The sequence below is a fragment of the Caproiciproducens galactitolivorans genome (genome assembly GCF_026672255.1).
Classification (GTDB): Bacteria; Bacillota; Clostridia; order Oscillospirales; family Acutalibacteraceae; genus Caproiciproducens; species Caproiciproducens galactitolivorans_A.
In genome coordinates this window covers 1-23,810 of record NZ_JAPOHA010000014.1, presented here as the reverse complement: position 1 = coordinate 23,810, position 23,810 = coordinate 1, and the positions used below count along the sequence as shown (strand labels likewise).

At 50.2% G+C, this 23,810-nt stretch carries 22 protein-coding genes; 1 reads left to right on the top strand and 21 read right to left on the bottom strand.

Annotated elements, in window-relative coordinates; genetic code table 11:
- Positions 1-4 precede the first annotated feature (4 nt).
- The 14 genes from OUY18_RS12235 to OUY18_RS12170 form a co-directional block, all read right to left on the bottom strand.
- A complete protein-coding gene (locus tag OUY18_RS12235; RefSeq protein WP_268059077.1) occupies positions 5-973 on the bottom strand; it encodes an ABC transporter ATP-binding protein in 969 nt (322 codons plus the stop codon).
- Positions 970-1,980, bottom strand: coding sequence for an ABC transporter ATP-binding protein (locus OUY18_RS12230; protein ID WP_268059076.1), 1,011 nt, complete (start codon positions 1,978-1,980; stop codon positions 970-972). Before OUY18_RS12230 ends, OUY18_RS12235 begins: the two co-directional genes overlap by 4 nt.
- Positions 1,981-1,991: 11 nt before the next feature.
- The gene (locus OUY18_RS12225) at positions 1,992-3,053 is read right to left on the bottom strand and encodes an ABC transporter permease (RefSeq protein WP_268059075.1); all 1,062 of its coding nucleotides are present in this window, start codon (positions 3,051-3,053) and stop codon (positions 1,992-1,994) included.
- Between the two features lie 14 nt (positions 3,054-3,067).
- Positions 3,068-3,985: an ABC transporter permease gene (locus OUY18_RS12220; protein ID WP_268059074.1), complete on the bottom strand. Its 918-nt coding sequence runs from the start codon at positions 3,983-3,985 to the stop codon at positions 3,068-3,070.
- Positions 3,986-4,557: 572 nt separating this feature from the next.
- The gene (gene ptsP / locus OUY18_RS12215; RefSeq protein WP_268059073.1) at positions 4,558-6,189 is read right to left on the bottom strand and encodes a phosphoenolpyruvate--protein phosphotransferase; all 1,632 of its coding nucleotides are present in this window, start codon (positions 6,187-6,189) and stop codon (positions 4,558-4,560) included.
- Between the two features lie 148 nt (positions 6,190-6,337).
- The gene (locus OUY18_RS12210) at positions 6,338-7,531 is read right to left on the bottom strand and encodes a DHHW family protein (protein WP_268059072.1); all 1,194 of its coding nucleotides are present in this window, start codon (positions 7,529-7,531) and stop codon (positions 6,338-6,340) included.
- 22 nt (positions 7,532-7,553) lie between these two features.
- Positions 7,554-8,942: an MBOAT family O-acyltransferase gene (locus tag OUY18_RS12205; protein ID WP_268059071.1), complete on the bottom strand. Its 1,389-nt coding sequence runs from the start codon at positions 8,940-8,942 to the stop codon at positions 7,554-7,556.
- A gap of 236 nt (positions 8,943-9,178) precedes the next feature.
- A complete protein-coding gene (locus OUY18_RS12200; protein WP_268059070.1) occupies positions 9,179-9,739 on the bottom strand; it encodes a YcxB family protein in 561 nt (186 codons plus the stop codon).
- A 47-nt stretch (positions 9,740-9,786) separates the two neighbouring features.
- Positions 9,787-10,065, bottom strand: a complete 279-nt coding sequence (locus OUY18_RS12195) for an HPr family phosphocarrier protein (protein WP_268059069.1) — start codon at positions 10,063-10,065, stop codon at positions 9,787-9,789.
- Between the two features lie 12 nt (positions 10,066-10,077).
- Positions 10,078-11,793: a phosphoenolpyruvate--protein phosphotransferase gene (gene ptsP, locus OUY18_RS12190; protein ID WP_268059095.1), complete on the bottom strand. Its 1,716-nt coding sequence runs from the start codon at positions 11,791-11,793 to the stop codon at positions 10,078-10,080.
- 203 nt (positions 11,794-11,996) lie between these two features.
- A complete protein-coding gene (locus tag OUY18_RS12185; protein WP_268059068.1) occupies positions 11,997-13,421 on the bottom strand; it encodes a PTS transporter subunit IIC in 1,425 nt (474 codons plus the stop codon).
- A gap of 99 nt (positions 13,422-13,520) precedes the next feature.
- Positions 13,521-13,823 carry a PTS sugar transporter subunit IIB gene (locus OUY18_RS12180; RefSeq protein ID WP_268059067.1) on the bottom strand — a complete coding sequence of 101 codons (303 nt, stop codon included), beginning with the start codon at positions 13,821-13,823 and terminating at the stop codon, positions 13,521-13,523.
- A gap of 78 nt (positions 13,824-13,901) precedes the next feature.
- Positions 13,902-14,354, bottom strand: coding sequence for a PTS sugar transporter subunit IIA (locus OUY18_RS12175; RefSeq protein WP_268059066.1), 453 nt, complete (start codon positions 14,352-14,354; stop codon positions 13,902-13,904).
- A gap of 49 nt (positions 14,355-14,403) precedes the next feature.
- Positions 14,404-15,132 (bottom strand): class II aldolase/adducin family protein, encoded by a 729-nt coding sequence (locus tag OUY18_RS12170; RefSeq protein WP_268059065.1) that lies wholly within the window; start codon positions 15,130-15,132, stop codon positions 14,404-14,406.
- Positions 15,133-15,516: 384 nt separating this feature from the next.
- Between OUY18_RS12170 and OUY18_RS12165 the strand changes: the two genes are divergently transcribed.
- The gene (locus tag OUY18_RS12165) at positions 15,517-16,320 is read left to right on the top strand and encodes a DeoR/GlpR family DNA-binding transcription regulator (RefSeq protein WP_268059064.1); all 804 of its coding nucleotides are present in this window, start codon (positions 15,517-15,519) and stop codon (positions 16,318-16,320) included.
- 25 nt (positions 16,321-16,345) lie between these two features.
- Here the strand turns inward: OUY18_RS12165 and OUY18_RS12160 are convergent, their stop codons facing one another.
- The 7 genes from OUY18_RS12160 to OUY18_RS12130 all read right to left on the bottom strand — a co-directional run bounded on the left by OUY18_RS12160 (position 16,346) and on the right by OUY18_RS12130 (position 23,705).
- Positions 16,346-16,711 (bottom strand): DUF1667 domain-containing protein, encoded by a 366-nt coding sequence (locus tag OUY18_RS12160; protein ID WP_268059063.1) that lies wholly within the window; start codon positions 16,709-16,711, stop codon positions 16,346-16,348.
- Positions 16,712-16,724: 13 nt separating this feature from the next.
- On the bottom strand, positions 16,725-17,975 hold the full coding sequence (locus tag OUY18_RS12155; RefSeq protein ID WP_268059062.1) for an NAD(P)/FAD-dependent oxidoreductase: 1,251 nt from the start codon (positions 17,973-17,975) through the stop codon (positions 16,725-16,727).
- Between the two features lies 1 nt (position 17,976).
- The gene (locus OUY18_RS12150) at positions 17,977-19,425 is read right to left on the bottom strand and encodes an NAD(P)/FAD-dependent oxidoreductase (protein WP_268059061.1); all 1,449 of its coding nucleotides are present in this window, start codon (positions 19,423-19,425) and stop codon (positions 17,977-17,979) included.
- A gap of 99 nt (positions 19,426-19,524) precedes the next feature.
- On the bottom strand, positions 19,525-20,802 hold the full coding sequence (locus tag OUY18_RS12145; RefSeq protein ID WP_268059060.1) for a RuBisCO large subunit C-terminal-like domain-containing protein: 1,278 nt from the start codon (positions 20,800-20,802) through the stop codon (positions 19,525-19,527).
- Complete coding sequence (locus OUY18_RS12140; protein ID WP_268059059.1) at positions 20,799-21,611, bottom strand: triose-phosphate isomerase; 813 nt, start codon at positions 21,609-21,611, stop codon at positions 20,799-20,801. The genes OUY18_RS12145 and OUY18_RS12140 overlap by 4 nt, the downstream gene beginning before the upstream one ends.
- A 27-nt stretch (positions 21,612-21,638) precedes the next feature.
- Positions 21,639-22,103, bottom strand: coding sequence for a ribose 5-phosphate isomerase B (rpiB, locus tag OUY18_RS12135; RefSeq protein ID WP_268059058.1), 465 nt, complete (start codon positions 22,101-22,103; stop codon positions 21,639-21,641).
- Positions 22,104-22,187: 84 nt separating this feature from the next.
- A complete protein-coding gene (locus OUY18_RS12130; RefSeq protein ID WP_268059057.1) occupies positions 22,188-23,705 on the bottom strand; it encodes a phosphomannomutase/phosphoglucomutase in 1,518 nt (505 codons plus the stop codon).
- Positions 23,706-23,810: the final 105 nt, after the last annotated feature.

The window sequence follows — 23,810 nt, the reverse complement described above, 5'->3', positions numbered from 1 at the left end:
ACCTCTAAATTTGTCCGATTCTATGGCAGGCCGCAAAATGTCCTGTCTCATATTCTTTGAATTCCGGCACCTCGGCGGCGCACTGTTCCGTCGCGTACGGGCAGCGGGTGCGGAAGCGGCATCCGCTCGGCGGATTCAGCGGGCTCGGCACATCGCCTTCCAGCACAATCCTCTTTTTTTCGCGGCTTGTTTTCGGATCCGGAATCGGGATTGCGGAAAGCAGGCTCTGCGTATAGGGGTGGATCGGATGGTCGTAAAGGGTATCGCTGTCGGCCAGTTCCACCAGCTTCCCTAAATACATTACGCCGATTCGGTTACTGATATGCTTGACAATCGCTAAATCATGTGCAATAAACAAATAGGTGAGACCCAATTCCCGCTGTAAATCTTCAAACATATTCACGACCTGCGCCTGAATGGACACGTCCAAAGCGGAAATCGGCTCGTCGCAGACAATAAATTCCGGTTCCACCGCAAGCGCGCGGGCTATGCCTATTCTCTGCCGCTGGCCGCCGGAAAATTCATGCGGGTAACGGTTTGCATGTTCGGAATTCAGACCGACTTTTTCCAAAAGGGAAAGGATTCTTTCCTCGCGTTCCTTTTTATTGGAAGCAAGGCCGTGTATATCGATCGGTTCGCCGATAATATCGCCAACCGTCATACGTGCGTCGAGCGATGCATACGGATCCTGGAAAACGATCTGCATTTTTCTGCGGTACGGTGCAAAGTCAACATGGGTGACATCCACGCCGTCATAGATAATCTTCCCATCTGTAGGCTCATATAATCTTAAAATCGTTCTTCCGGTTGTTGTTTTTCCGCAGCCGCTTTCCCCGACCAGACCAAAGGTTTCCCCTTTATTGATATAAAAGCTTACATCGTCGACCGCCTGAACGTAATTTTTTTTAAATAGGCCGCCGCCTACAGGGAAATACTGCTGAAGATGCTGAACCTCTAATAGCTTCTCGCTCATTGCTTATTCCCCTCCTCGGCATTCTCAAACTGCTCTTTCTGGAGCAGCCAGCAGGCGCTTTTATGGCCCGGAGATATTTCCGTGTACTCCGGCATTTGCCGCAGGCAGACTTTCATGCATTTGTCGCAGCGCGAAGCAAACGGGCATCCCGCCGGAGGATTCAGCAGATCAACCGGTGTGCCCTCAATCGGAACCAGCCTCTCGTGTTTCTTTTCGTGCATTTTTGGTATGGAACGCAAAAGCCCCTCGGTATAGCAATGCTTCGGATTATAAAAAATATCATCCGTACTGCCGATTTCTACAATTTTTCCGGCGTACATAACCGCGATGCGGTCGCAGACGTCGGAAACCACACCCAAATCATGGGTGATCATGATAATCGACATGTTGATTTTCTTTTTCAGTTCAACCATCAGCTCCAGTATCTGAGCCTGAATGGTTACGTCGAGCGCCGTGGTCGGTTCGTCCGCGATCAGCAGCTTCGGTTCGCAGGCAAGCGCCATGGCGATCATCACTCTCTGGCGCATGCCGCCGGAGAATTCATGAGGATACTGTTTCAAGCGCTTTTCCGGTTCGTTCATGCCGACCAAACCCAAAAGCTCGATTGCTCTCGCTTTGCGCTCTTCCTTGTTCTTATTCGTGTGCAGGCGCAGCATCTCCATAAGCTGGCTGCCGATTGTAAAGACCGGGTTCAGGGAAGTCATCGGGTCCTGGAAAATAATGCTGACTTCGCTGCCGCGCATTTTACGGAATTCTCTTTCCGACATCTTATCCACTTGGTGGCCGTTAAAATTCACCGTGCCGCCTACAATTTTACCCGGATAATCAATCAGTCCCATCAGGGTGTATGCGGAAACACTCTTTCCGCTTCCGGATTCGCCGACTATTCCAAGCACCTCGCCGTGGTCAAGCGTGTAGGAAACACCGCTGACCGCTTTTACCTCTCCGGCAGGGGTAAAAAAGGAAACTTGAAGGTTTTCTATATCAAGAAGGCAATTCGCACTCATTTTCAAATCTCCTATTTCTTAAGCTTCGGGTCAAACGCATCTCTCAGGCCGTCGCCAAAGAGGTTAAACGATAAAATAATCAAACTGATTGCAACGGACGGAACAATCAGACGATAAGGGAAGGCACTGATTCCGCCCAGCGCATCGGAAGCAAGCGAACCAAGGCTTGCCATCGGGATCGCAACGCCCAGGCCGAGATAGCTCAGAAACGCTTCCGTAAAGATTGCGGAAGGAATCTGCAGGGTCGTTGTGACGATCAGCGTGCCGATACAGTTCGGAAGCAGATGCTTCGCAATAATCTGACGGTTTGAGGCGCCCAGCGCCTTCGCCGCGGTAACAAATTCCTGTTCTTTCAGCGTCATGATCTGCCCGCGCACGATTCTTGCCATACCAACCCAGTACAGCAGACTGAATGTAATAAAAATACTGATTAACCCGACTCCGACTTTTTGCAGCCCCGCAAAAGCGGGGTTACTGTCAAAAAGATTGGTCAGCGGTGTTTTCAATGTAACCTGCAACAAGATAATAATCAGCATATCCGGTACCGAATAAATAATATCCACGATACGCATCATTACCATATCGACCTTGCCGCCGAAATATCCGGCAATCGCGCCGTAAATGCTTCCGATCAGCAAAACCAGAAAGCTGGCAATCAAACCGACCAGAAGGGATATTCTGGCACCGATCATAACACGGATACCGAGGTCACGGCCAAAACTGTCCGTGCCGAAAACATGGGGGAAAACGCTTTTTCCCTGTGAAATGCTCTTCAATTCCATCTCGGAGTACTGCATCGGGCGCAGATCTTCGCTTCCGCGAATCTGCTGGTCATAGTGATAAGGGTAAAAACTCGGAACAATAAACGCACAAAACATAACAAGAATGATGACCGCGAACGCCACCATCGCCACTTTATTTTTCCGAAGACGCCGAACCGCGTCTTTCCAGTAGGTTGTGCTTTCACGCATTACAACCAGGGATTGTTTCTCATCCGCGCTGGCAGGCAAAAAATCTTCTGCATTCAATTGCAAGCTAAACGGATTTTTTTTGAGCTTTCTGTCGTCCAACATTTTTTCCTGCCTTCCTACTTCAATTTAATTCTCGGGTCTACCAGTTTGTAACAAATATCGACCAACACATTCATAAAGACCAACAATACGGCAAGAAAAATGGTGGTGCTCATAACCATCGGATAATCGCGGCCGGTAATACAGTTGATAAATTCACGGCCTAAACCCGGAATGGTAAATATTTTCTCAACCACGAAGCTGCCGGTCATCGTGTAGGCAAGCAACGGACCTACGTAGGTAATAACCGGAATAATCGCGTTGCGCATTGCGTGTTTAAACAGCATGACAAATTTGTTCACGCCTTTTGCCTTGGCCGTGCGGATATAATCCTGATTCAGCGCGTCCAGCATGCTGGAACGCATCAGGCGGGTTATATAGGCCGTGGGGTAAAAAGACAGCGCCGCAACCGGCATAATATAATGCAGCGGGGTTTTTAGCCCGAGCGTTGGCAGCATATGCAGATTTACGCCGAATGTAATCAACAGAAAAGACGCGACAACAAAGCTTGGTACGGCAATTCCCAAAGTAGAAATCACCATCAGCAGGCTGTCGGCCCATCTTCCTCTGTTCAGCGCCGCCACGGAGCCCATAACCACACCCAGTATCAGCGCCACTAAAATAGAAATACCGCCGAGTTTTGCCGAAACGGGAAAGGTGGAAAAGATGATATCGTTGGCTGTTCTTCCCGTCTGCTTGATGGACAGTCCAAAATCACCATGAATAAAATTGTTCATGAAGTTTATGTACTGTACCGGGAGCGGTTTATCCAAGCCGTACTTAATCTTCAGCGCCTGTGTTGTTTCGGGTGACACCGCCTTTTCGCTTAAAAAAGGCCCGCCGGGGATCATGTTCATCAGTGTAAAGGTGATGATTGAAATCAGGAAAATTGTTAAAAGTGCGTAGGCAACGCGCTTTATCACATATTTGATCACTTTAGCCACTCCTTAAATTTATACCGGGGGTACAACACAGTAAACCGCCTAGATACGAAGCAGACCCGACGCGCCGATAATCAGGTATGAAAAGTACTAACGAAGTAACAGTTTAGCGCGCTAAAACCCCTGCAAACGCTATTGTAGGACACACTCAATCCGAAGTGTGTCCTACGAAACATGCACTATTGCAGTATTATATCAATTTTGCATTCAAAATTCAAGCCGAATTGGTAATTTGTTCTTCGTTCTGACAACTTTTTTGCATAACAAAAAATTTCCATTGCATTCTTAATATTTATACAGAATTTACAATCCCATTTTTCAACAAAGATTTACAAAAAAACTATTGCAAATTACTACTTTCTGGAATACCAAAAGCGACCTACAAAAAATTGTAAGAAAGAACTTAAATGAATCTATAAAAAAAGAATCCTGCATTTTACCAATTCAGAATTAAAATTGAATATTATTTTTCATTATAAAAATTCCCCTTAAACAATTCCGAAAAGATATTTCCTTAATGTAAATTTCAAGCGGCTGCCCGCGTTATCCCGGCAGCCGCTTAACGATTATTTCAGATCGATTTGCTGAACCGCTTTGCGGAGTTCCAATACGGAAGAAGGCGTTACGGAAAGCTCATTGATGCCGATTTTTACATAGAACTCGGTCAGGCTTGTGTCCGCCGCGGACTCACCGCAGATGCCGACCCAAATGCCTGCCTTTTTCGCGCTCTTCGCCGTCATTTCAATCATGCGCAGCACGGCGGGGTGCCGGGAATCAAACAGCTTCGAAATACAGTGGTTCATACGGTCTACCGCAAGGGTGTACTGCGTCAGGTCGTTGGTGCCGATGCTGAAGAAATCCACTTCCTTCGCAAGCTCGTCGCTTATCATCACCGATGCCGGGGTTTCAATCATAATCCCCAGTTCAAAATCGGGGGCAAAGGCGATTTTTTCTTTCGTAAGGTCACTTTTTACCTTTTCAATCAGCGATTTAATCTGCCGGACTTCGTCTACCGAAATAATCATCGGGAACATGATGGCAAGCTTTCCGAATGTCGAAGCACGGAGCAGCGCGCGCAGCTGCGTAATAAAAAGATCCTGACGGTCCAGACAGATGCGGATTGCCCGCAAGCCCATCGCCGGATTATCCTCATGCGGAAGGTCGAGGTAGGGCACCTGCTTGTCCGCCCCCAAGTCCAGCGTACGGATGATTACGCGTTTGCCGTTCATTTTTTCCAGAACGGTTTTATAGGCGATATACTGCTCTTCCTCACTCGGGAACTGTTTGCTCTCCATGTACAAAAACTCGCTGCGGAACAGGCCGATGCCGTCGGCGTCGTTTTCCAGCACCAAATCAACGTCCTCCGGGTGGCCGATATTCGCGTTGATTTCGATCTGCACGCCGTTTTTGGTGATCGCCTTCGTGCCCTTCAAAAGCTTCAGCTCCTGCTGATGCCTGTTAAACTCCCCCTGTTTAACGCGGTAATCCGAGAGCGTTTTTTCATCCGGTGAAAGGATGACATCGCCTGAAATTCCGTCAACGATGATATCGTCACCGTCGGAAAACTGAGCAAACTGATCCGCCAGGCCGACTACCGCCGGGATTCCCATCGTGCGGGCCAGAATAGCGGAATGCGAACTTTTGGAACCCTCTTTTGTTATGAAGGCCAAAACCATTTCCTTATCCATTTGCACGGTCTCACTCGGCATCAGGTCAACGGCTGCGACAATGCTCGGCGACGAAAGGCTGTCCAGTCCGTTGGCAAGCCGCGTATCGAGGTTCCGGATCAGGCGTTTGGAAATATCAATGACGTCCGACGCGCGTCCCCGCATATATTCGTCGTCCATATGGGCAAACATTTCGGAATACTGCCTTCCCGTCTTCCATGCGGCGTATTCCGCATTCACCTTTTCCTCTTTAATGACGTTCCGTATGGAGCCGTAAAAATCCTCGTCCTGCAGCATCATGATATGAATCTGGAAAATCATGGAGTTTGCCTCGCCGACCCGTTTGAGCGCTTTCATATAGATCGCATTCAGCGCTTCAACGGAAGCCGCTTTCGCCTCGTCCAGCCGGGAAAGTTCTGCTTCAACGTCCGTTATTGTTTTCTTTTGAATATGATCGTCAATATTCAGGCATAATGTGAGTTTCCCAATAGCGATTCCCTTTGACGCACCGATTCCATGGATTATTTTCATTCGTCTTCACCACTCCTTAATGATCTTTTCTGCGGAAATCTTTCAGCCTTTTCATTTGCCTCCTTTGCTGTAAAAATGATTTTATCGTTCCGCTTGGCCCGAGGCCCATAACGGCGAAAATTTTAAGCACTGACGCGTTTGTTAACTCTTATCGCGCACTTAATTTATTGGCAACGGAAACTTCGCAAAGCTGCTTGATGCTGTAAACCGCGGCCGTTTCCGTAATTCCATTCTGTTGAATATATTTATAAATATCCTGATTGTAATATCTCAAGTCGATAATGTGTATTTCCGAGAAATTTGTCGTTAAAAAGGGAATCAGGCTGTTCGCATAGGAATCCTTAATCAGGAGCAGTTTTTTCTTTGTGGAAGCATTCGGATTCTTAACGACATCCACGCTATGATTGCCGCCGAGGAAAACGGAATATTTATCCTTTTTCGTAAGGTATTCCTTCCAGTACAGATTGCCGCGCGTCCGTTTGCCGGTCTGCTGCGTTACAACCGCCTGTTTTTTGTAAAGGGGAAGATAAAGAGCATCCGGTTCCTGGCTGCTGCAAATGGCCTTGGAATATAATGTGCCCAAAAAAGAATCCGATACCTTTTCGAATGAAAAGTCATCCTTCGGGGTCGGCTGCATTCCCATTGCCGTCACAAGCGCTTTGTAGCCTTCAAAAGCACCAAAGGTATTCCAGTGATGGTCGGTTTTATAATAATAATCGTTTCCCGTCCGGTCGCTCAGGGTGTCAAACAGGTCAACCACCGTGGTATTGGCTCCCGCACCCGCTTTAATGGCGTTCAATTCCTCGTGCTGGTCGTGGCTGGGCGCGGAATAGGGCAGCCGGTCCCCCTGCTCCTGCGCGCCGGATGGAACCGGGACAAAATAAAACGGCAGCGCGGTTTTTTTCGCAAAAGTCTGGATTGCCGCGGCGTTGCGGGCAAAGATGTCCGTATGATTCGGGAGCAGCACCTCATAAAGATGCCCGCCGCTGCCGAAATAAACGCCGCCCTCCGCCGGAGTCCGGCCGTAGTTGGAACCCAGATCCCGTTTGCCCATCAGAAGCTGCACGCGGGTATTCATTTCCACGAAATTCCTGCGGAACATAAAGTGGTCGCCGACATAATTTTCAATGGATTTCATAAAGCTGCCGTCCGCTACGGAAGCGGCGGTTAACTCCGGAGGGGATTCCAGCACACGGTTTTCCTCTTCTGAAAAATCAATTTTCGGAGCAAAAAGAAGATAGAGGATGCCCGTCAGGATGGTAAGGAAGAGAACAAATGTGACGAACGCATTCTCTGCATTGCATTTTTCCTTTAAATTCGTTATAATACGATAAAATTTCATTTTTCACCTTTCGCATATAAAATCAGAAGCGGAAATACAAAAACGGATTATACGCGTTCCCCACCAGAAAAGACAGGGAAATAAGCAGCAGACAGACGAAACCGGCGCTCCATACGATTTTTCCCGCCGTTCCGCTTTTACGCAGCTTGTCCGCCAGCGTTTTCACCAGCGTGGAACTGCACAGCGCCGCAACGATTAAAAGCGGCGCGCAGGTAATCAGCGAATAAACGCCAAGGCTGTCCGCTCCGGGCGCGAATCCGAACATGGCGCAAACCACGCCGAACGCTTTCCGGATATCCAGATAGGAAAAGAAAACCCATCCGATAACCGCGGCCAAAAAGCTATAAAGCCATTGGAAGAACCGGGGAATCCGATCCAGCCATTTTTGCAGAAACAGCTTTTCGCAGATAATCAAAAGGCCGTAATAAGCGCCCCAGAAAGCAAAATTCCAGCTTGCGCCGTGCCAAATTCCGGTCAGCACCCAGACAATGGCGAGGTTCCGCACGTTTTTCAGCCTGGAGCAGCGGTTTCCGCCCAGCGGGATATAGACATATTCGCGGAACCAGGAACCCAGCGTAATATGCCAGCGGCGCCAGAATTCCGAAACACTGTGGGAAATATAGGGATAATTGAAGTTTTCCGGAATCTGAAAGCCAAACATTCCGGCAAGGCCGATCGCCATATCCGAATAACCGGAAAAGTCAAAATAGATTTGAAAGGTAAACGCAAGCGCGCCAAGCCACGCGGAAAGCGTGCTGGGGTTCCCCATATACTGTACTTTATCGGCCAGAATGGCTAAATTGTTTGCAAGCAGAATCTTTTTAAACAAGCCCACCAGAAACCGCTTGCCGCCGGCTGTAAACTTTTCCAGCGTTTCCTGCCGGTTTTGGAGCTGATCCGCCAGATATTCATAGCGGACAATCGGCCCGGCCACAAGATGCGGGAAAAAGGCGATATAGGTGCCGAAATCGATGATATTGCGCTGCGCGGGCGCTTCCCCGCGATAGATATCAATATTATAGGAAAGGGATTCGAAGGTGTAAAAGGAAATGCCGATCGGCAGCGCCACTTCGGGAACCGCCAGAGCCAGCCCGGAAAGGGAATTGACCGTCTGAACCAGCAAACCCGAGTATTTAAAGAACCCGAGCAGGCCGAGATTTACACAAATACTGAAAATTAATAAAGGGCGGGAATAAGGCGTATTTCGGTATTTCTCGATAAAATGCCCCATAATATAGTCAAACCCGGTGGTAAACAGCATCAGAAAAACATAGACCGGTTCTCCCCAGGCGTAAAACAGCAAGCTGAAAAGAAACAGACAGAGGTTTTTGAATTTCCTCGGAACAAGGAAATAAACAGCTAATACCACGGGTAAAAATACAAATACGAAAAATAAACTGCTGAAAATCATTCTAACGTTCCTTTGCGTTCTTATAATACTTTTATTTTACGTTATCTCAAGTCTTTTTTCAAGAGATTCCCCGAATCTGAAACAATTAATATAAAAAAGCGAAGCATAACGGCTTCCTTATCAGATGTGCCGCCATGCTCCGCAATGATTCTGTTGGAGAAATGCGTTTTATATCGCTTAATCGGTTTGAAACGTTCAAAGCTGAGATGAACGTTTTCACGGGATCGGTTGGAATTTTATTCCGTCTGTGCTTTTTTCCTCGGTTTTGTTCTGCAGCGTATCTTAAAACGCACGCCGAGCTTTTCCTGAAGGCAGATACGGGTTTCTTCAATCTGCTTCTCCGTCGTGCTCCTTTTCGGAAGCAGGACGGCATTGTTCGACGTACGGTAAAGCAGAAACAGATGATCCGTTTCGAAGGCATAGGCAATATCGTCCCATTTGTCTGCGCCGGTATGGATGTTTCCGCTTTCCTTATATTGTATATCGTCTTTGCCCAGCAATACCGTATGGGTCTTTTTGCGGTAGTCGGCGCCGTTTATCTTAAAACGGCGGACATTGGTCAGATAGCTCACAAAAAGCACCGGCATGGTGACGGCAACCATCAGCGCACAAAGATGGATGGTTGCCGTCATTTTGATCACCTTTGCTAAATCCAGCAAAAAGGCCGTGGTTCCTGTAATCCATGTAAGCAGGATTGCGATATTCTGACCTTTCCGAAACGAAAAAGTGGAGAAAAAGGTCATCTCCCTGTAATCGTCCATCGTCGATTTAAATTGATAAACAATAGGATACATCATAAACCATCCTCTCTGTTGCTTTCAGGCGAACCGCCCGAAAAGGCAGATTACTCTCCGAATTTGGAATCGATCAGCGCAACCAGGCGGTCAACCGCCTGCTTCTCGTCCGGGCCTTCCGCGGAAAGCTCCACTTCCTCGCCCTGTGCCAGACCGAGCGCAAGCACATTGATGATGCTCTTCGCATTCCCCACGTCTTCTTCCGGATCTCCGCCGACGCGGCGAATTTTAATCTTGGATTCAAATTCGCCGGCAGCCGCAATAAAATCGGATGCCGGGCGGGCATGAAGTCCCGTGGCGTTTGCAATAACAGTTTTTCTTGAATACATGAAAATATCTCCTTAAATAATATCTTTCAGCGAATCCTTCAGATACGCTTCCACATCCCCGGCCGTTTCCATTCGGCATACTTTGTCCGCCATTTCCTTTGCAAGGTTCAGATCCAGACGGGAAATAATTTTTTTCGCGCGGGCAAGCGAAGCGATTCCCATGCTGATGCGGCGCATCCCAAAGCCAAGCAGTACCGGCATGGCAAGCTTGTCGCCGCCCAGTTCGCCGCAGACCCCAATCGGTTTTCCGGCTTTGTTGAACTGCTCGACCGTGTAGCGGATGAGACGGAACATGGCCGGATGGTAGCTTTGATAGTAGCTTGCGACGTTCTGGTTCAGGCGATCGACTGCGGTGGTATACTGGCAAAGGTCATTGGTGCCGATACTTGCAAAATCAACCTCTTTTACCGCCAGATCCGCAATCATGGCAATTGCGGGGATTTCAATCATAATGCCGAATTTGATGTTTTTGCCATATTCAATCTTTTCGCGGTCCAAATCCTGCTGTACCTCGCGGACAACCGCTTTGGCGCTGCGAACATCATCCAGGCTTCCCACCATTGGGAACATAATCCACAGATTTCCGATGGTTCCGGCACGAAGCGCGGCACGGAGCTGGGTTTTAAAAATATCGCGGTGCTGCAGGCAGAGCCGCAGCGCACGGTTGCCGAGGAAGGGGTTGTCTTCTTTCGGAAGCTCCATGCAGTCCAGCTTCTTATCTCCGCCGATATCCAGTGTGCGCAGCGTAACCGGATTGCCGCCCGCCTGCGTCAGAACCTTGCGGTAAATCTTATACTGTTCTTCTTCCGAAGGCAGCGTGTCCCTTCCCATATACAAAAATTCGGAGCGGAAAAGGCCCACGCCGTTTGTATACTGAATGTCATGGATTTCCTGTGCATTGGCGGAACCGATATTCAGTTCCACCTCTATTTTAACCCCGTCTTTCGTAACGGCGTCTCCTTCAAGGTACTGCCTGGTTTCCGCGGCCTTCTCCTGAAACCGAATCTCTTTTTCCTTATAAGCCTTTTGTTCCTCGTCGGTCGGATCGGTAATCAGGCTGCCCTCCACAGCGTCGACAATTACCTGCTGGCCGTTCTGAAGCCCGGAAAGAATATTCGGCACGCCGAGAAGAGCCGGAATTTCATAGCTGCGCGCGATAATCGCCGTATGCGAAGTGGGGCCGCCCACTTCGGTAACAATCGCAAGAACTTTTTTACGGTCCATGGAAGCGGTGTCGGACGGGAATAAATCCTTTGCCACAACAACAACCGGATCGGTTAAAAACGCAAGATTTTTTTCTTTCACGCCCATACAGTTCCGCAGCAGGCGGCACCTTACGTCCTCCAGATCGGAAGCGCGCTCACGAATCCGCTCATCCGCGGATTTGCCGATTATTCTGATGTATTTGCGGAAGATTTTGTCCACAGCCGCTTCCGTGCTTTTTCCGTCGGAAATCGCGTCCTGGATTTCCTCTTCCATGGCTACATCAAACAGGATGTCCATATGAGCCTTTATGATCTTGGCTTTCCCGGGGTCATCCTGCCGGAGCCGGGAATGCAATGCCTCCAGTTCCTCTTTCGCGCCGCCGCGCGCATTTTTATAATGGCTCAACGCCGCCGGTATTTCTTCTTTGGAGATCGCCGTACCGTCAACTACGGGTATAAACGGCTCATACAGCATAACTTTCCCCATTGCGATCCCTTCGGACACCGGATTTCCCTGATACACCAATTCGAATTCCTCCCTGACTTTAAAAGCTTTCCGGACATGTGCGCAGCGCGCATCAGAATCTTTAAAGGATTTTTAAGAAAAAGAAAAGGCGGCACACCGCCGAAACAGTGCGGCACCTTTTCTTTTCAATTCTATTCATTATTGGGTCGATACTGGAATGCATTGCTGGGACGGTAGTGGATCATTACCGGATTGCAAAATTATTGTGCAGCAGCAGGCGTTGTGTTGACCTTCTCGTGGCCGGGATTGAGCGCCTCTTCTTCGATCCATGCATGGATCTTTGTGCGGTTCTTGCGTACGAAGACATAGCAGAATACATAAGCTACGATAACCGCCGCAATGGCGAACGGATTCTGAGAAAGGAACGCCATGAAGATAATTGCGCCGACAGGCTGACCAAGGATGATGAAACTGGTAATCATCATGACGCCGGCCTCAAGCTTAATCGTACCGACACTCTTGGCAACTTCTGTAAATGCGCCGCCGGTCATTGTGCAGCAATACAGGAAAATCACACAGAAGATGCCGCCGGAGATGATGGATTTCAGCATGTTGCCGTTTGAGCAGGCAACACAAGGCTGGATTACATATGGAATAGCAACAAGATCAAGCATCGGCAGGGTCTGGTTGCCCGGAAGCACGAAGGAAAGGAGCAGAACGATCGGCATCAGAACGATACCGGAAATCAGTGTGGCTGTTTCGCCGTAACCGCAGGCATCGTTAACCGCCAGATACCACTCGCCCTTTGTGCCTTTAACAGACTTCTTGGAAGCTTCCGTGATCGGTCCGAAGGAACCGGCGAAAATACCGGAGATCTTCGGGAAAACAGCCATAACGGAAGCGGTGGCAACGCCGCAGACAAGGATTGTGCCCCAGGATTTGAGCTCGCCCAGGTGCTTGATGTTGCCGATGATGCCGATGAACAAGCCGAGCAGAAGGCCCAGTGTCATAGGCTCGCCAAGGAAGCCGAAGCGTTTGCGGAAGCTTTCAGGGTCCGCCTTTACCTTATAAAGGCCCATACGATTCAGCAGCCAGTTCATACCGATTGCATATACGCCGACGGTAGCAGTATGTAAGGATGCGATTGTGCAGTTCGGATAATGATAATACTTGGACCATCTTTCCTCGATGACTTCTGTAAAGCAGAGTGTGAACAGCTGCTGAACAATCATGCAGGCCAGGCTCAATGCGAAGTTTCCGGTGAGAAGGAACAGTACGGAGCCCCACGCCATGTAGGAATAGTTGTTCCAAAGGTCTCCCGCCTGGAAAACGTTTGTATAACGTGTGAGGAACAATACGATCTGAAGAACAATGGCGATCACCAGATAAACCATGCCGATGTTTGTCGAATAGGCTATAATGGAAGTGGTTTGCCAGCCCATATCAAGGATGTTCAATTTAATTCCGGTATCCTTAACGAGCTGATTGATGACCGGAGTGATAATGGGGCTGTAAGCGCCGATAACCAGGTTAAACCCTTCCAAGCCAACACCCGCGGACAAACCGGACATGAAAGCCTTTTTTACAGGAACTTTCAGAGCGACCGCAATGATGAAGATTACAACTGGCACAAATACAACTGGTCCGAATGTGTCAAAGAAGGTTTTTACTGCCGTAAAAAACATTGTTAATCCTCCCAATTTCTGATTTTTGAAATGCTGAACTCACGCATTTCTTTTCCCTCTTAATCCGCAATATTCTTGCCTTTTAAGAGATCCTCCCGTTTACTTTCCGGCTTTATGCAGCGCTTCGATCGCCTCCTCCATAAATTCGTCCTCGCCCATTCCGGTGATAAGACCGATTGCATTGAAAGCAGGCACGCCGCAGTTGTCGCCGATTGGGCTGGCATACGCAATCAAATCAAAATGCTGACGGCTGCAGCAGCCTTCCACCTCGCTGGAATTGGCCTCGACGGTCTCTGCGTCATAGCCTTTTTCCGCAAACATGTCCTTCAACTTGTTTGCCACCATGGAAGAGGTTACAACACCTGAACCACAAACAGACAGAATCCTAATTCTTGTTGCCATAGAAACGCACTCCCTTTAAATAATATTGTCATTTTAACGCCTTGGCGTCAGCCTCGGCATTAATGTCGGAAAAAAGCGTCAGACGTCGATTACCGGTTGCAGCAAATCGTAAATCCCGTCCTTTGTTTTTGCTTCGCGTACCTGATTCAGCAATTCCTTGTTCTGCAGCATCTTCATAATCCGGCGCAGCAGCGAAAGCTGATCCTTCGGATCGCTGATCGCAAGCATGAACAGCACCTGCGGGTGAAGGGTAATTTCCGGCGACCCCATCTGCTGAAATGCAACCGGATGCTTCAGGACGGCGATGTTCATTGCAGGGGTAATAACATGCTCACTCACCGTATGGGGAATGGCAATGTCGTAAGCCACAGCCGGCAGCGCCGTTGGGGAACGCTGTTCCCGCTCGAGTACAGCGTCTACAAAACTGGGCTTTACAACACCGGCTTTTACAAAATCTTCGGCCAATATGCGAATCGCTTCTTCCCGGTTCGCAACATCAAGGTCAAGACGTATCAGATCTTTACTTAGCATGTAGTATGTCCTCTTTTCATACCGATTTAAAGAAATCCGGGCGGATTTTTCAGCCGATCTTCGGCAGGACATCCGTCGTATTCTGCGGCTCATTTACGCCGAGCGGCATCGGGACCGGGGAAAATCCGCCGAGACGGCGGCGTTCGTCGAGACCGGCCAGCTGATCGTTCGTCAGGAAACGGGTCTTGCCGAGCATATGTAAATTAAACGTGACCTTCGCATAGTCTTCGAGTACTTCCATCCGGCGGTATGCCATTCCGATGGAATCGCCCCAGGTAAGGGCTCCGTGGTTGGAAAGAAGAACGGCGTTATATTTTTTGCAGAATGGAGCAATACTGTCGGGGACCTCTTCCACACCGGGCTTTGCATATTTGGCAACCGGTACGCAGCCGATCTGCATTAAAGCTTCCATTAACGTGGGCTCATCCAGCGCAATACCGGCAATGGAGAAGGTTGTCGCATAAATCGGATGCGCGTGCACAACCGCGCGGACATCCGGGTTTTCCTTATAGACACGTAAATGCATTTTTACTTCAGAAGAAGGATTTCCGGCGCCTGCCAGAATATTGCCGTCCAAGTCGAGTTTGGTCATCATTTCCGGTGTCATCGCTCCCTTGGATACATCGGTAGGCGTACACCAGACTTCATTTTCCGAAACCTTAACCGTTATATTTCCATCATTGGAAACCACATATCCGTGTTCAAATAAACCGCGTCCGTATTTGACGATTGCTTCTTTTGCTTCATCATCGGCCGGGTAGTGATCCTGGACAAACATCTTATCTCTCCATTCTTAGTTTTTGTATGTTTCGTTATCTTTTGGATTCGTGTTGAATTATATCATAATCGTGTTGGAGTGTCAATGGTTTTTAGACGGTTATATATATTATTTTATCAAAACTATTTACATAATTGTGTATATCCTATATAATATTTACAAAATGAATTTATACGATGTTGATTTGTGTTGATTGTTATGGCTGATTTTCAGAAAATAGTTGATTTAAAACATAGAGATACAGAATTGTTTGGGATTTTTTCCCTGCTATTGTGGACTTTATGGGAAATCAATTTTGAATAAATGATAAGAAATGCGGCATTCCAATGGAAAGGGTCGGAATCTTTCAAGAATAAAGCCGCAAAAGGAAAGGGTGTCAATGCAATGTTATCGGTTACACGCAAGCAAAAAATAAAGGATCTGATTCTGGAGCGAAAGAGCGCCACCGTTACGGAGCTGGCGCAGATGTTTGACGTAACGGATGAGACCATTCGGCGCGATCTGCGCAGTCTTGAAAAGGAGGGAGTGCTGCTTCGTTCGTACGGCGGCGCCTTCGTTCAGACGGGCGTTGAAAACCTGATTGACTACAGTATTCGTTCCACTGTCTATCTGGAAGAAAAGAACGCTATTGCCGAAAAATGCAAGCAAATCATTCAAAACGGCGACGTAATCTTTCTGGACAATTCAACGACGACTTATGCAATCGCAAAGGTGATTCAGGATATGAGGCTGACCCTCGTTACCAATTCTCTGCCCATTATCAATCTTTTGTCCCAGAAGGAAAACATGCGCCTGATTTGCACCGGGGGATTTTTCTCGCTCAAGGAGCTTGCGTTTTATGGGAGTAAAGCGCAGAAAGCTCTGGAAGAGTATTATGTGGACAAAGCCTTTTTCTCCTGCCGCACCCTCTCCATCGATCAGGGGGTAACCGATTCGAACGATGATCTGGCGCAGATACGAAAGACCATCATTCGGCGCAGCAAGGAACGCTACCTCGTAGCCGATTACACAAAATTTGACCAGGCTTCGTTTATCACCATCTGCGGATACGATTGCTTAAATGCAATCTTCACCGACCGGCCTGTTTCCCAGGAGTGGCACACATCGCTCAGTAAATACGGATGCCGGATTTACGACGCCGCGCCGCAAAACAAAAGCGCCGCGGCAAACGGGAAAAAGGCCCAATAAGCCGGTTCGGAAAAATTACATAGAATCAGGAATCACAGGACGCAATAATATCCACTCCGGTATCCAGCACGTTGCGAACCACGATATCGCCCATTTTTACGGGCGCGCGTACCGTCATATGCCGGAGCAGCTCCATCGTCCGGGCATGCTTGCTCAGTGCGAAAGCCTCCGAGGAGCGAACCGGAAGAAGTGCTTCCCTGCCGTCTTCCCCGCGAAGCAGGACGGTGCTGGTAATTACCCGCATGGGGCAGGTGACTTCCTGTTTGGCGAAAGCCTCGCCGCGCGGGCAGCGGTTTCCCGTTACCTTAACGGCTTCGCCCTTCCCGTTCCGTTCAACCGTTACATTGCAGCTGTTCGGACAAACCGTGCATACAAGTTCTTTTGGATTCATGGATCTTCCCTCCTTAAACAGATTCGATTTGCAGGGTGATTTCGCTGCCAGCCTTCTGCAGGATGGCGGACGGCAAAACCAGTTCTTCCATGATGCTCGGTATATATTTGCGCAGCTTTCCCTGTAACAGGACATTGCCTTCGGACGTTACCACCATACGAGCGTTTTCAACAGGACGGCGCACACGGAAAAGCACGGAGGCTTTCTCCCGCGAACAAATCGTTGACGGAACGGTGTAGCCGATCGGATCCTCACAGTTTACGGCAATCGCCGCACCATCTTCCCTTGACCCGCCTTTCGCGAAGACGGCGGCGCACGCACCGGCGTGCTGTGCTTCCGCGGTTACATTATCGGCAAGGTCATGCACATGGAGGACATTCCCGCAGGCAAAGATGCCGGGAACGCTTGTCTGTAAGCTGTCGTTCACAACCGCGCCATGTGTGCGCGGGCTTAATGCAACACCGGCGCCGGAGGACAGTTCGTTCTCCGGTACAAGACCAACGGAAAGAAGCAGCGTGTCGCAAGGTACGATTTCGGAAGTACCTTCGACAGGCTGCAATTTTTCGTCCACTTTTGTTACCTCAACAGCGGCAACACGGCCGTTTTTCCCGATTACGCGGGTTACCGTGGTCGAAAGGTGCAGCGGAATCCCAAAATCTTCAAGGCAGTTCTTAATATTTCTTGTCAGGCCGTTCGGGTAGGGCATCAGCTCATAAACGCCCTGCACGGTCATTCCTTCCAGACTGAGCCGGCGCGCCATGATCAGGCCGATGTCGCCGGAACCGAGAATGACAAATTTATGTCCGGGGCAATAGTTGTCAATATTGATATAGTGCTGGGCAAGGCCCGCGGTCAGAACACCCGCGCAGCGGTCGCCCGGAATCTTGATTTCGCCGCGGGTACGTTCGCGGCACCCCATCGCCAAAACAACCGCTTTCGCATTTAAAACGGAAATTCCTTTTTCATTCATGCAGACTACTTTTTTATCCTTCGTTATTTGCAGTACCATGGTGGAAAGAAACACCTGGATATCCGTTTCATCCAGTTGATTGATAAACCGCTGGGCATACTCCGGCCCGGTCAGCTCCTGTTTAAAGCATTTCAGGCCGAATCCGCTGTGAATGCACTGTAACAGAATGCCGCCCAAACGTGGGTTGCGTTCCACCAGGGCAACGCTCGCACCGTTTTTCCGCGCCTCGATTGCCGCCGCCATGCCGGCGGGGCCGCCACCGATTACGACAACGTCAAAAAGAAATTCGTTCATGTTAGCAGCCCTCCTTCAGCTTTGAATAGACAATCTGCGAACCCTTGGCGCCAAGTTCGATTTCTGTTGGGCTGCATCCCAGCTCTTTCGCCATAATGCTCAGAACCTTCTGCTGGCAGAACCCGCTCTGGCAGCGTCCCATGCCCGCGCGCGTGCGGCGCTTGATTGCATCGACCGTTGTGGGCTGCGGATTCCGGTGCATGGCATCAATAATTTCGCCCTCCGTTACACATTCGCAGCGGCAGACAATCCTGCCGTATGCGGAATTCCTATGGATAAGCTCATCCTGTTCTTCCGTGGAAAGAGAACTGAAATCAACAGGGGCCTTTCTTGTATCGATAAAGTTTTTCTTCTCTTCCATCGGTACGCCGCAGCCTTTCAGCATTTGCACGACATAGGCCGCGACGGCGGGAGCGCAAGCGATACCCGGGGACTGAATCCCGGCGACATGGAACAGACCGGCAACCTTTTGCGAAGGACGGATGTAAAAGTCGTTGTTGTTCCCCACAACCACGGCACGGTTCCCGGCGAAGGTACGGATCACCTTCCGGATATCCAGCCTTTCAATCAGCTTGTTTGCACCGGCGATTAACTCATCAATGCCTTCGCGGTAGCTTGCAATATCGTCTTTCTCCATCATAACGGCGGTCGAACCTACCAGAATATTCCCGGAAACGGTACTCATCAAAACAACGCCCTTTGTGTCCGGCTTCGGAATCGGATACAGCGTCATAACGTCTTTGACGCCGCAGTTCTTGTCCATTACGAGCAGGTCGCCGTGGCGCGCCTGAATTGTAAATTCATCCGCACCGGCCAAGCGGGCCACGTCATCCGCATGCACACCGGCGCAGTTAATGATATATTTTCCGTTTAATTCGCCCTTGGGAATCGTCACGGCAAAGCCGCCGTCCGTTTTACGGATCGCCGTTACAGGGGAAGAAAGATGGAACTGCACGCCGTTTGCAACCGCATTCTCGCAAAAGGCAATGGCAACCTCGAACGGGTCGACAATGCCGGTGTGCGGGGTATAAAGCGCGTATTTCGCCTTCCGGTTTGTTTCCGGCTCCAGTTCAAAAATACGGTCGCCGCTGATCAGCTCCAGATCGGGTGCACCGTTCAGGCGGCCGCGTTCCAGCAATGTTTTCAAAACGGCGAGGTCATCCTCGGTAAATCCGACGACCATGGAACCTCTTTTATGAAAACGGAACCCGAGCTTTTCGGAAAGAATCGGGTACATTAAGCAGCCCTTGCTGTTTAAAAAAGCTTTCAGCGTTCCGGGAATCGGATCGTCCCCCGCGTGAATCAGCCCGCCGTTCGCTTTGGTCGTGCCGGACGCCACGTCGGCGGCGGCTTCACATACGGCGATTTTCAGCTTGTACTTGGAAAGTTCCCTTGCAATGGAGCAGCCCATAATGCCGCCGCCGATGAGAATGATGTCATATTGCTGCAAAGTAAACACCTCTATCTATCGTTGTGTTTTGAAGGAATGCCGGTCCGCCCTTGCCTGCGGCAGCCCGTATATCCTGTTCCAGTGGGATTCGGAGCAGCCTCACTTGCGGCGGCCAAAACGTTCCAGCGCAGCACGAAGCTCTTCCTGTTCCTTCGCCGCATCTTCCAGAGGAATTCCGGACATCACGGCATCGATTGCCTGACGCATTGCACGCGCGCCCGCCGCGGCGCCCATCGGGTGACCCTGAATGGCACCGCCCGCGGCGAAGACAATATCGCTTCCCAAATCCTTCACATAGCGCTCCGTAATACCCGGATGTACGCCGCCCCCGACGATGGGCATGGAAGGCTTGAGTTGGTAGTACGGCAGGGACATTTCGTGTGCCGTTTGGATATATTTCTGGAATTTCAGCGGATATCCCCCGTAAGGCGTATTCATCATAATCATATCCGCGCCCGCCATTCTTGGGAAAAGGCCGGTGGCAAACGGAGACGAAAATCCGCTGACAATCCCTTCGTAGAACATGCCGGAACCTGCATAGTGACCCAAAATCGGTACGTTTACGCTTTCCGCAAGGGTGCGCACCATGCTGTAGCCAACCGCCGCGTAGCTGACCATAATCGCCTTTGCGCCCGCGTCGATGCAGCGTTTCGCATTGTCGACGATGCGGTCCGCGCGGTCGGTAATATTGCAGATATAAACGGTACGGTGCCCGGTTTTCTCGTACGCGGCGTCGGAGGCTTTCTGATACGCCTTTACGCGCTCCACATTCGAGCAGAAATCCGGGTTGCCGAGCAGTTCGTCGTCCTTAATGAAATCCACGCCGCCCAGCGCCGTTTCGTAAAAAATCTTTGCGCCGACGTCCGGCGTAAAACCGGTGCAGGGCTTAATCATATTCAGTAACAGCGGGCGTTCCGGTACACCGGCAAATTGACGAATCCCTTCAATACCGAAATGCGGGCCTTTGAATTCCTTTACAAAGCTCTCCGGAAACTGAAGATCAACCAGCTTGACCTGTGCGGAGGTCGAAGCGTCGTTTCCGAGGAGGGTAACCATCATCTGCGGGAACTGCGCGCCGAAATTGGAAATCGGATACGCGAGCTGAATCAGGTAGGGAACGGTGTCCGTCTGCACCTGTGTGGAAAGATCGCACGGAGGCAGGTCAATGATATTGACCACCTTGCCCATGTGCTCTTCGCGCATTTCATCCGTGATGCCCGGAACCGGAACCCATGTGCCGAGCGTCTGGCCGATAATCATACCGGCGGCTTTCTCAACCACATTGGTCTCCTTCGGCAGCTCTATATAATAGGTAGCAAGAACGTAATCGAGGTTGCGGATGGATTCATTCAGCGCATAAAGCTGGGTTTGTTTCATACAGCAGCCTCCTTCTTCCGTTTTTCTTCAAACAGCGGCAGAACCGTCCGGATAATGGAGTTGAAATTATCCGCGTCCCACGCGCTGCGGCCGATGAACAGGCCGTCTATATAAGGCATCCGGATTAATCCTTCCGCATTCTGCGGGTTTACGCTTCCGCCGTAAAGGACCGGAATATCGCCGCCGATTTCGGCGCCGAACCGTTCCGCCAGCGTATCGCGGATCACCTTATGAATATGGTCGGCATACTCTTTTGAAGCAGGCACGCCGTTCACACCGATCGCCCAAACCGGCTCGTAAGCAACCCAAACGGTCTTGGCCTGCTCCGGCGTAACCCCGTGAAAACCGACCTTCAACTGTGTGCGCAGCACCTCCTCGGCAATTCCGAAATCCTTTTCCTCGGCAGTTTCGCCGACGCAAAGGAGCGGCCGGAAAGCATGCTGCAACGCACACAGGACTTTTTTATTTTCCTCCGCGTCTGTTTCGCGGAATACATGGCGGCGCTCCGAATGGCCGACCATAACGATATCCATACCGGCTTCCCGCAGCATTAACGGCGAAATTTCACCGGTAAACTGACCCTGTTCTTCCCAGCCCATGTTCTGGGCGCCTAACAGGATGCTTTCCCGCGGCACGCTTTCACGTGCCGCAGTCAGCGTTGTATAGGAAGGTATGACGAATAACTCCATTCTGTCGCGGGAAATATCCTGCGTGAGTTCATTGAGTCTTTTCAGAAACGCAACCGTCTGCTCTGTCGTTTTATACATCTTGGTGTTGGTTCCTAAGTAAATCTTTTTTCTGCGTTCCATGGAATCCTCCTTGTTCCGATGCAAATCTTATTTAAAGTTCTCTGTTTCGATTCCTGCAATTTCCTTAATCTTTGCGGTGGAACGGCCGTCCCTGTACTCCAGCGGAAGCCATTCGTCAACGATCTTTTTCGCAAGCTCGGGGCCGATTACGCGTGCGCCCATACAAATCACGTTCGCATTATTGCTCAGCGCGGCGCGCTCTGCGGAATACGCGTCGTGGCATACGGCGGCGCGGATGCCCTTGAACTTGTTCGCGCACATCGCCATGCCGATTCCGGTGCCGCAGATTAAAATTCCGCGCTTGTTGTAGCCGCTGTTGATGATACTCTCGCAGAGGCGTTTTGCAACGCTCGGATAATTGGTAGGGTCGCTCGACTCGTCACATCCCACATTTTCCACGTTATAGCCCTTGTTCCTGAGGTGTTCGGCAATCATGTTTTTCATATCAACCGCTGCATTGTCGCAGCCGATGACAATTGTATTCCGATCCATTCTTTTCTCTCCTTATTATTCAAAATTCGACACACTTACGGTTAACAATATACAAAGCAAAGGGTGTTTCCCCTCACTTTTGTATCAATATTCTTTAAGCGGGGACAGATCAAGCTCTCTACAGGTGTTCAGATAACCGGACAGCTGATTCAGAATCTTCCGGACGCCGCCTTGGGAGTCGCTTTCCACGTTCAGCGGCATAAGGGGATCATGAACGCTCAGGCGGAGAAGGAACCAGCCGTCGCCATCCTCTTTGCCGAACAACACCCGCAGGCCCTCGTAATTCTCGGGCGCGATATGCCACGCAGGATGTTGTTTTGCGTATTCCGTTAAATCCGCAATCACCTTTTGGCCGTATTCTCGGAAGTTTTCTGTCCGAATGGGAAAACGGAGCTCCGCTGCTTCCACCGGCTCCGCCAAAGGCGCGAGTAAATCCTCCAGCTTTTTCCCCTGCGCACGGAGCTGCGCCGACTTGATAATGATCTTCGTCACAAGGTAGGCGCCGTCGTCCAGAAAATAATTCTCCCGCATGGCGGCATGGCCGGAAGTTTCGATTGCAAGCGGGCAGTTCACGCCTTCGCTGTTCAGGCGCACCGCCTCGTTGATCACATTTTTATAGCCTCTTTTGAAACGGTGATGTTTTCCGCCAAGGGTTTTTTCTATGTATTGGTTTAATCCGCTGGAAGTAATCGAGTCGGTTACAATCGTCCCTCCCCCGTTCCCTTCCAGAGCAATCGCCGAGGCAATCGCCACCAGACGGTTGCGGTTTATCTCGTCTCCGCGCTCGTCCACCGCGCCGCCGCGGTCCACGTCGGTGTCAAAGATCACGCCCAGATCCGCCCCGGCTTCGACCGTCGCCGCACAGACGGATTTCATCGCAGTTTCATTTTCCGGATTCGGAATGTGGTTCGGGAAATGCCCGTCCGGCTCTAGAAACTGGCTTCCGGAGATATCCGCGCCGAGCGGTTCCAGCACATCGCGGGCATAAAACCCGCCCGCACCGTTTCCGGCGTCAACGACGATGTGGAATCCTTTCAGCGGGTGAGCGTAGTCCGCCGCGTTTACACCTTTTTGAATCATTGCGCGCAGATGTGCGCTGTACTGCGACATATAATCGACGGTTTTTACACTGCCCTTCCCTTCTGCGGGTTTGTCCCCGTCCTGGGCATGCAGAAGAATCGCTTCAATATCCGGCGAGTCCAGTCCGCCGTTTTTTGTAAAGAATTTCAAGCCGTTCCGGTTGAACGGGTGGTGGCTCGCCGTAATCTGAACGGAACCATCACAGCCAAGGTCGACGGTTGTCATAAACATGGACGGTGTGGAAGCAAGTCCGCAGTCCAGCACCTGTACGCCCGCGGCGGTCAGCGTGCGTGTAACGGCAGCCTGAATCCGGTCGGCGGAAATCCGCGAATCATGCCCGACGGCCACTTTCAAAGCGGAAACGTCTTTTTTAACAGAGTCCGAAAGCCAAAGCGCAAAGCCTGCCGTCATTTTTTCAATATTCTCATCCGTCAGATTGACTTCTTCCCCGGCAACGCCATCACTTGCAACACCGCGGATATCCGTTCCGCTTTTGAATTGGCTCCAGTATTTTGTGAGCATGGCAATCTCCTATCTGTCTGTATTCTGTAAGGCACTTTAATGCCGAAGAAAACCGATTACGCTTTTCCCGCGCAACCGAGAACAGTCGTGATTTTATGCGCAACC

Excerpts from the sequence above, each read along its gene's own strand:
- OUY18_RS12235 (WP_268059077.1), bottom strand. The coding sequence starts at position 973 with ATGAGCGAGAAGCTATTAGAGGTTCAGCATCTTCAGCAGTATTTCCCT.
- OUY18_RS12230 (WP_268059076.1), bottom strand. The coding sequence starts at position 1,980 with ATGAGTGCGAATTGCCTTCTTGATATAGAAAACCTTCAAGTTTCCTTT.
- OUY18_RS12225 (WP_268059075.1), bottom strand. The coding sequence starts at position 3,053 with ATGTTGGACGACAGAAAGCTCAAAAAAAATCCGTTTAGCTTGCAATTG.
- ptsP (WP_268059073.1), bottom strand. The coding sequence starts at position 6,189 with ATGAAAATAATCCATGGAATCGGTGCGTCAAAGGGAATCGCTATTGGG.
- OUY18_RS12210 (WP_268059072.1), bottom strand. The coding sequence starts at position 7,531 with ATGAAATTTTATCGTATTATAACGAATTTAAAGGAAAAATGCAATGCA.
- OUY18_RS12205 (WP_268059071.1), bottom strand. The coding sequence starts at position 8,942 with ATGATTTTCAGCAGTTTATTTTTCGTATTTGTATTTTTACCCGTGGTA.
- OUY18_RS12200 (WP_268059070.1), bottom strand. The coding sequence starts at position 9,739 with ATGATGTATCCTATTGTTTATCAATTTAAATCGACGATGGACGATTAC.
- OUY18_RS12195 (WP_268059069.1), bottom strand. The coding sequence starts at position 10,065 with ATGTATTCAAGAAAAACTGTTATTGCAAACGCCACGGGACTTCATGCC.
- OUY18_RS12185 (WP_268059068.1), bottom strand. The coding sequence starts at position 13,421 with ATGTTTTTTACGGCAGTAAAAACCTTCTTTGACACATTCGGACCAGTT.
- OUY18_RS12180 (WP_268059067.1), bottom strand. The coding sequence starts at position 13,823 with ATGGCAACAAGAATTAGGATTCTGTCTGTTTGTGGTTCAGGTGTTGTA.
- OUY18_RS12175 (WP_268059066.1), bottom strand. The coding sequence starts at position 14,354 with ATGCTAAGTAAAGATCTGATACGTCTTGACCTTGATGTTGCGAACCGG.
- OUY18_RS12170 (WP_268059065.1), bottom strand. The coding sequence starts at position 15,132 with ATGTTTGTCCAGGATCACTACCCGGCCGATGATGAAGCAAAAGAAGCA.
- OUY18_RS12165 (WP_268059064.1), top strand. The coding sequence starts at position 15,517 with ATGTTATCGGTTACACGCAAGCAAAAAATAAAGGATCTGATTCTGGAG.
- OUY18_RS12160 (WP_268059063.1), bottom strand. The coding sequence starts at position 16,711 with ATGAATCCAAAAGAACTTGTATGCACGGTTTGTCCGAACAGCTGCAAT.
- OUY18_RS12155 (WP_268059062.1), bottom strand. The coding sequence starts at position 17,975 with ATGAACGAATTTCTTTTTGACGTTGTCGTAATCGGTGGCGGCCCCGCC.
- OUY18_RS12145 (WP_268059060.1), bottom strand. The coding sequence starts at position 20,802 with ATGAAACAAACCCAGCTTTATGCGCTGAATGAATCCATCCGCAACCTC.
- OUY18_RS12140 (WP_268059059.1), bottom strand. The coding sequence starts at position 21,611 with ATGGAACGCAGAAAAAAGATTTACTTAGGAACCAACACCAAGATGTAT.
- rpiB (WP_268059058.1), bottom strand. The coding sequence starts at position 22,103 with ATGGATCGGAATACAATTGTCATCGGCTGCGACAATGCAGCGGTTGAT.
- OUY18_RS12130 (WP_268059057.1), bottom strand. The coding sequence starts at position 23,705 with ATGCTCACAAAATACTGGAGCCAATTCAAAAGCGGAACGGATATCCGC.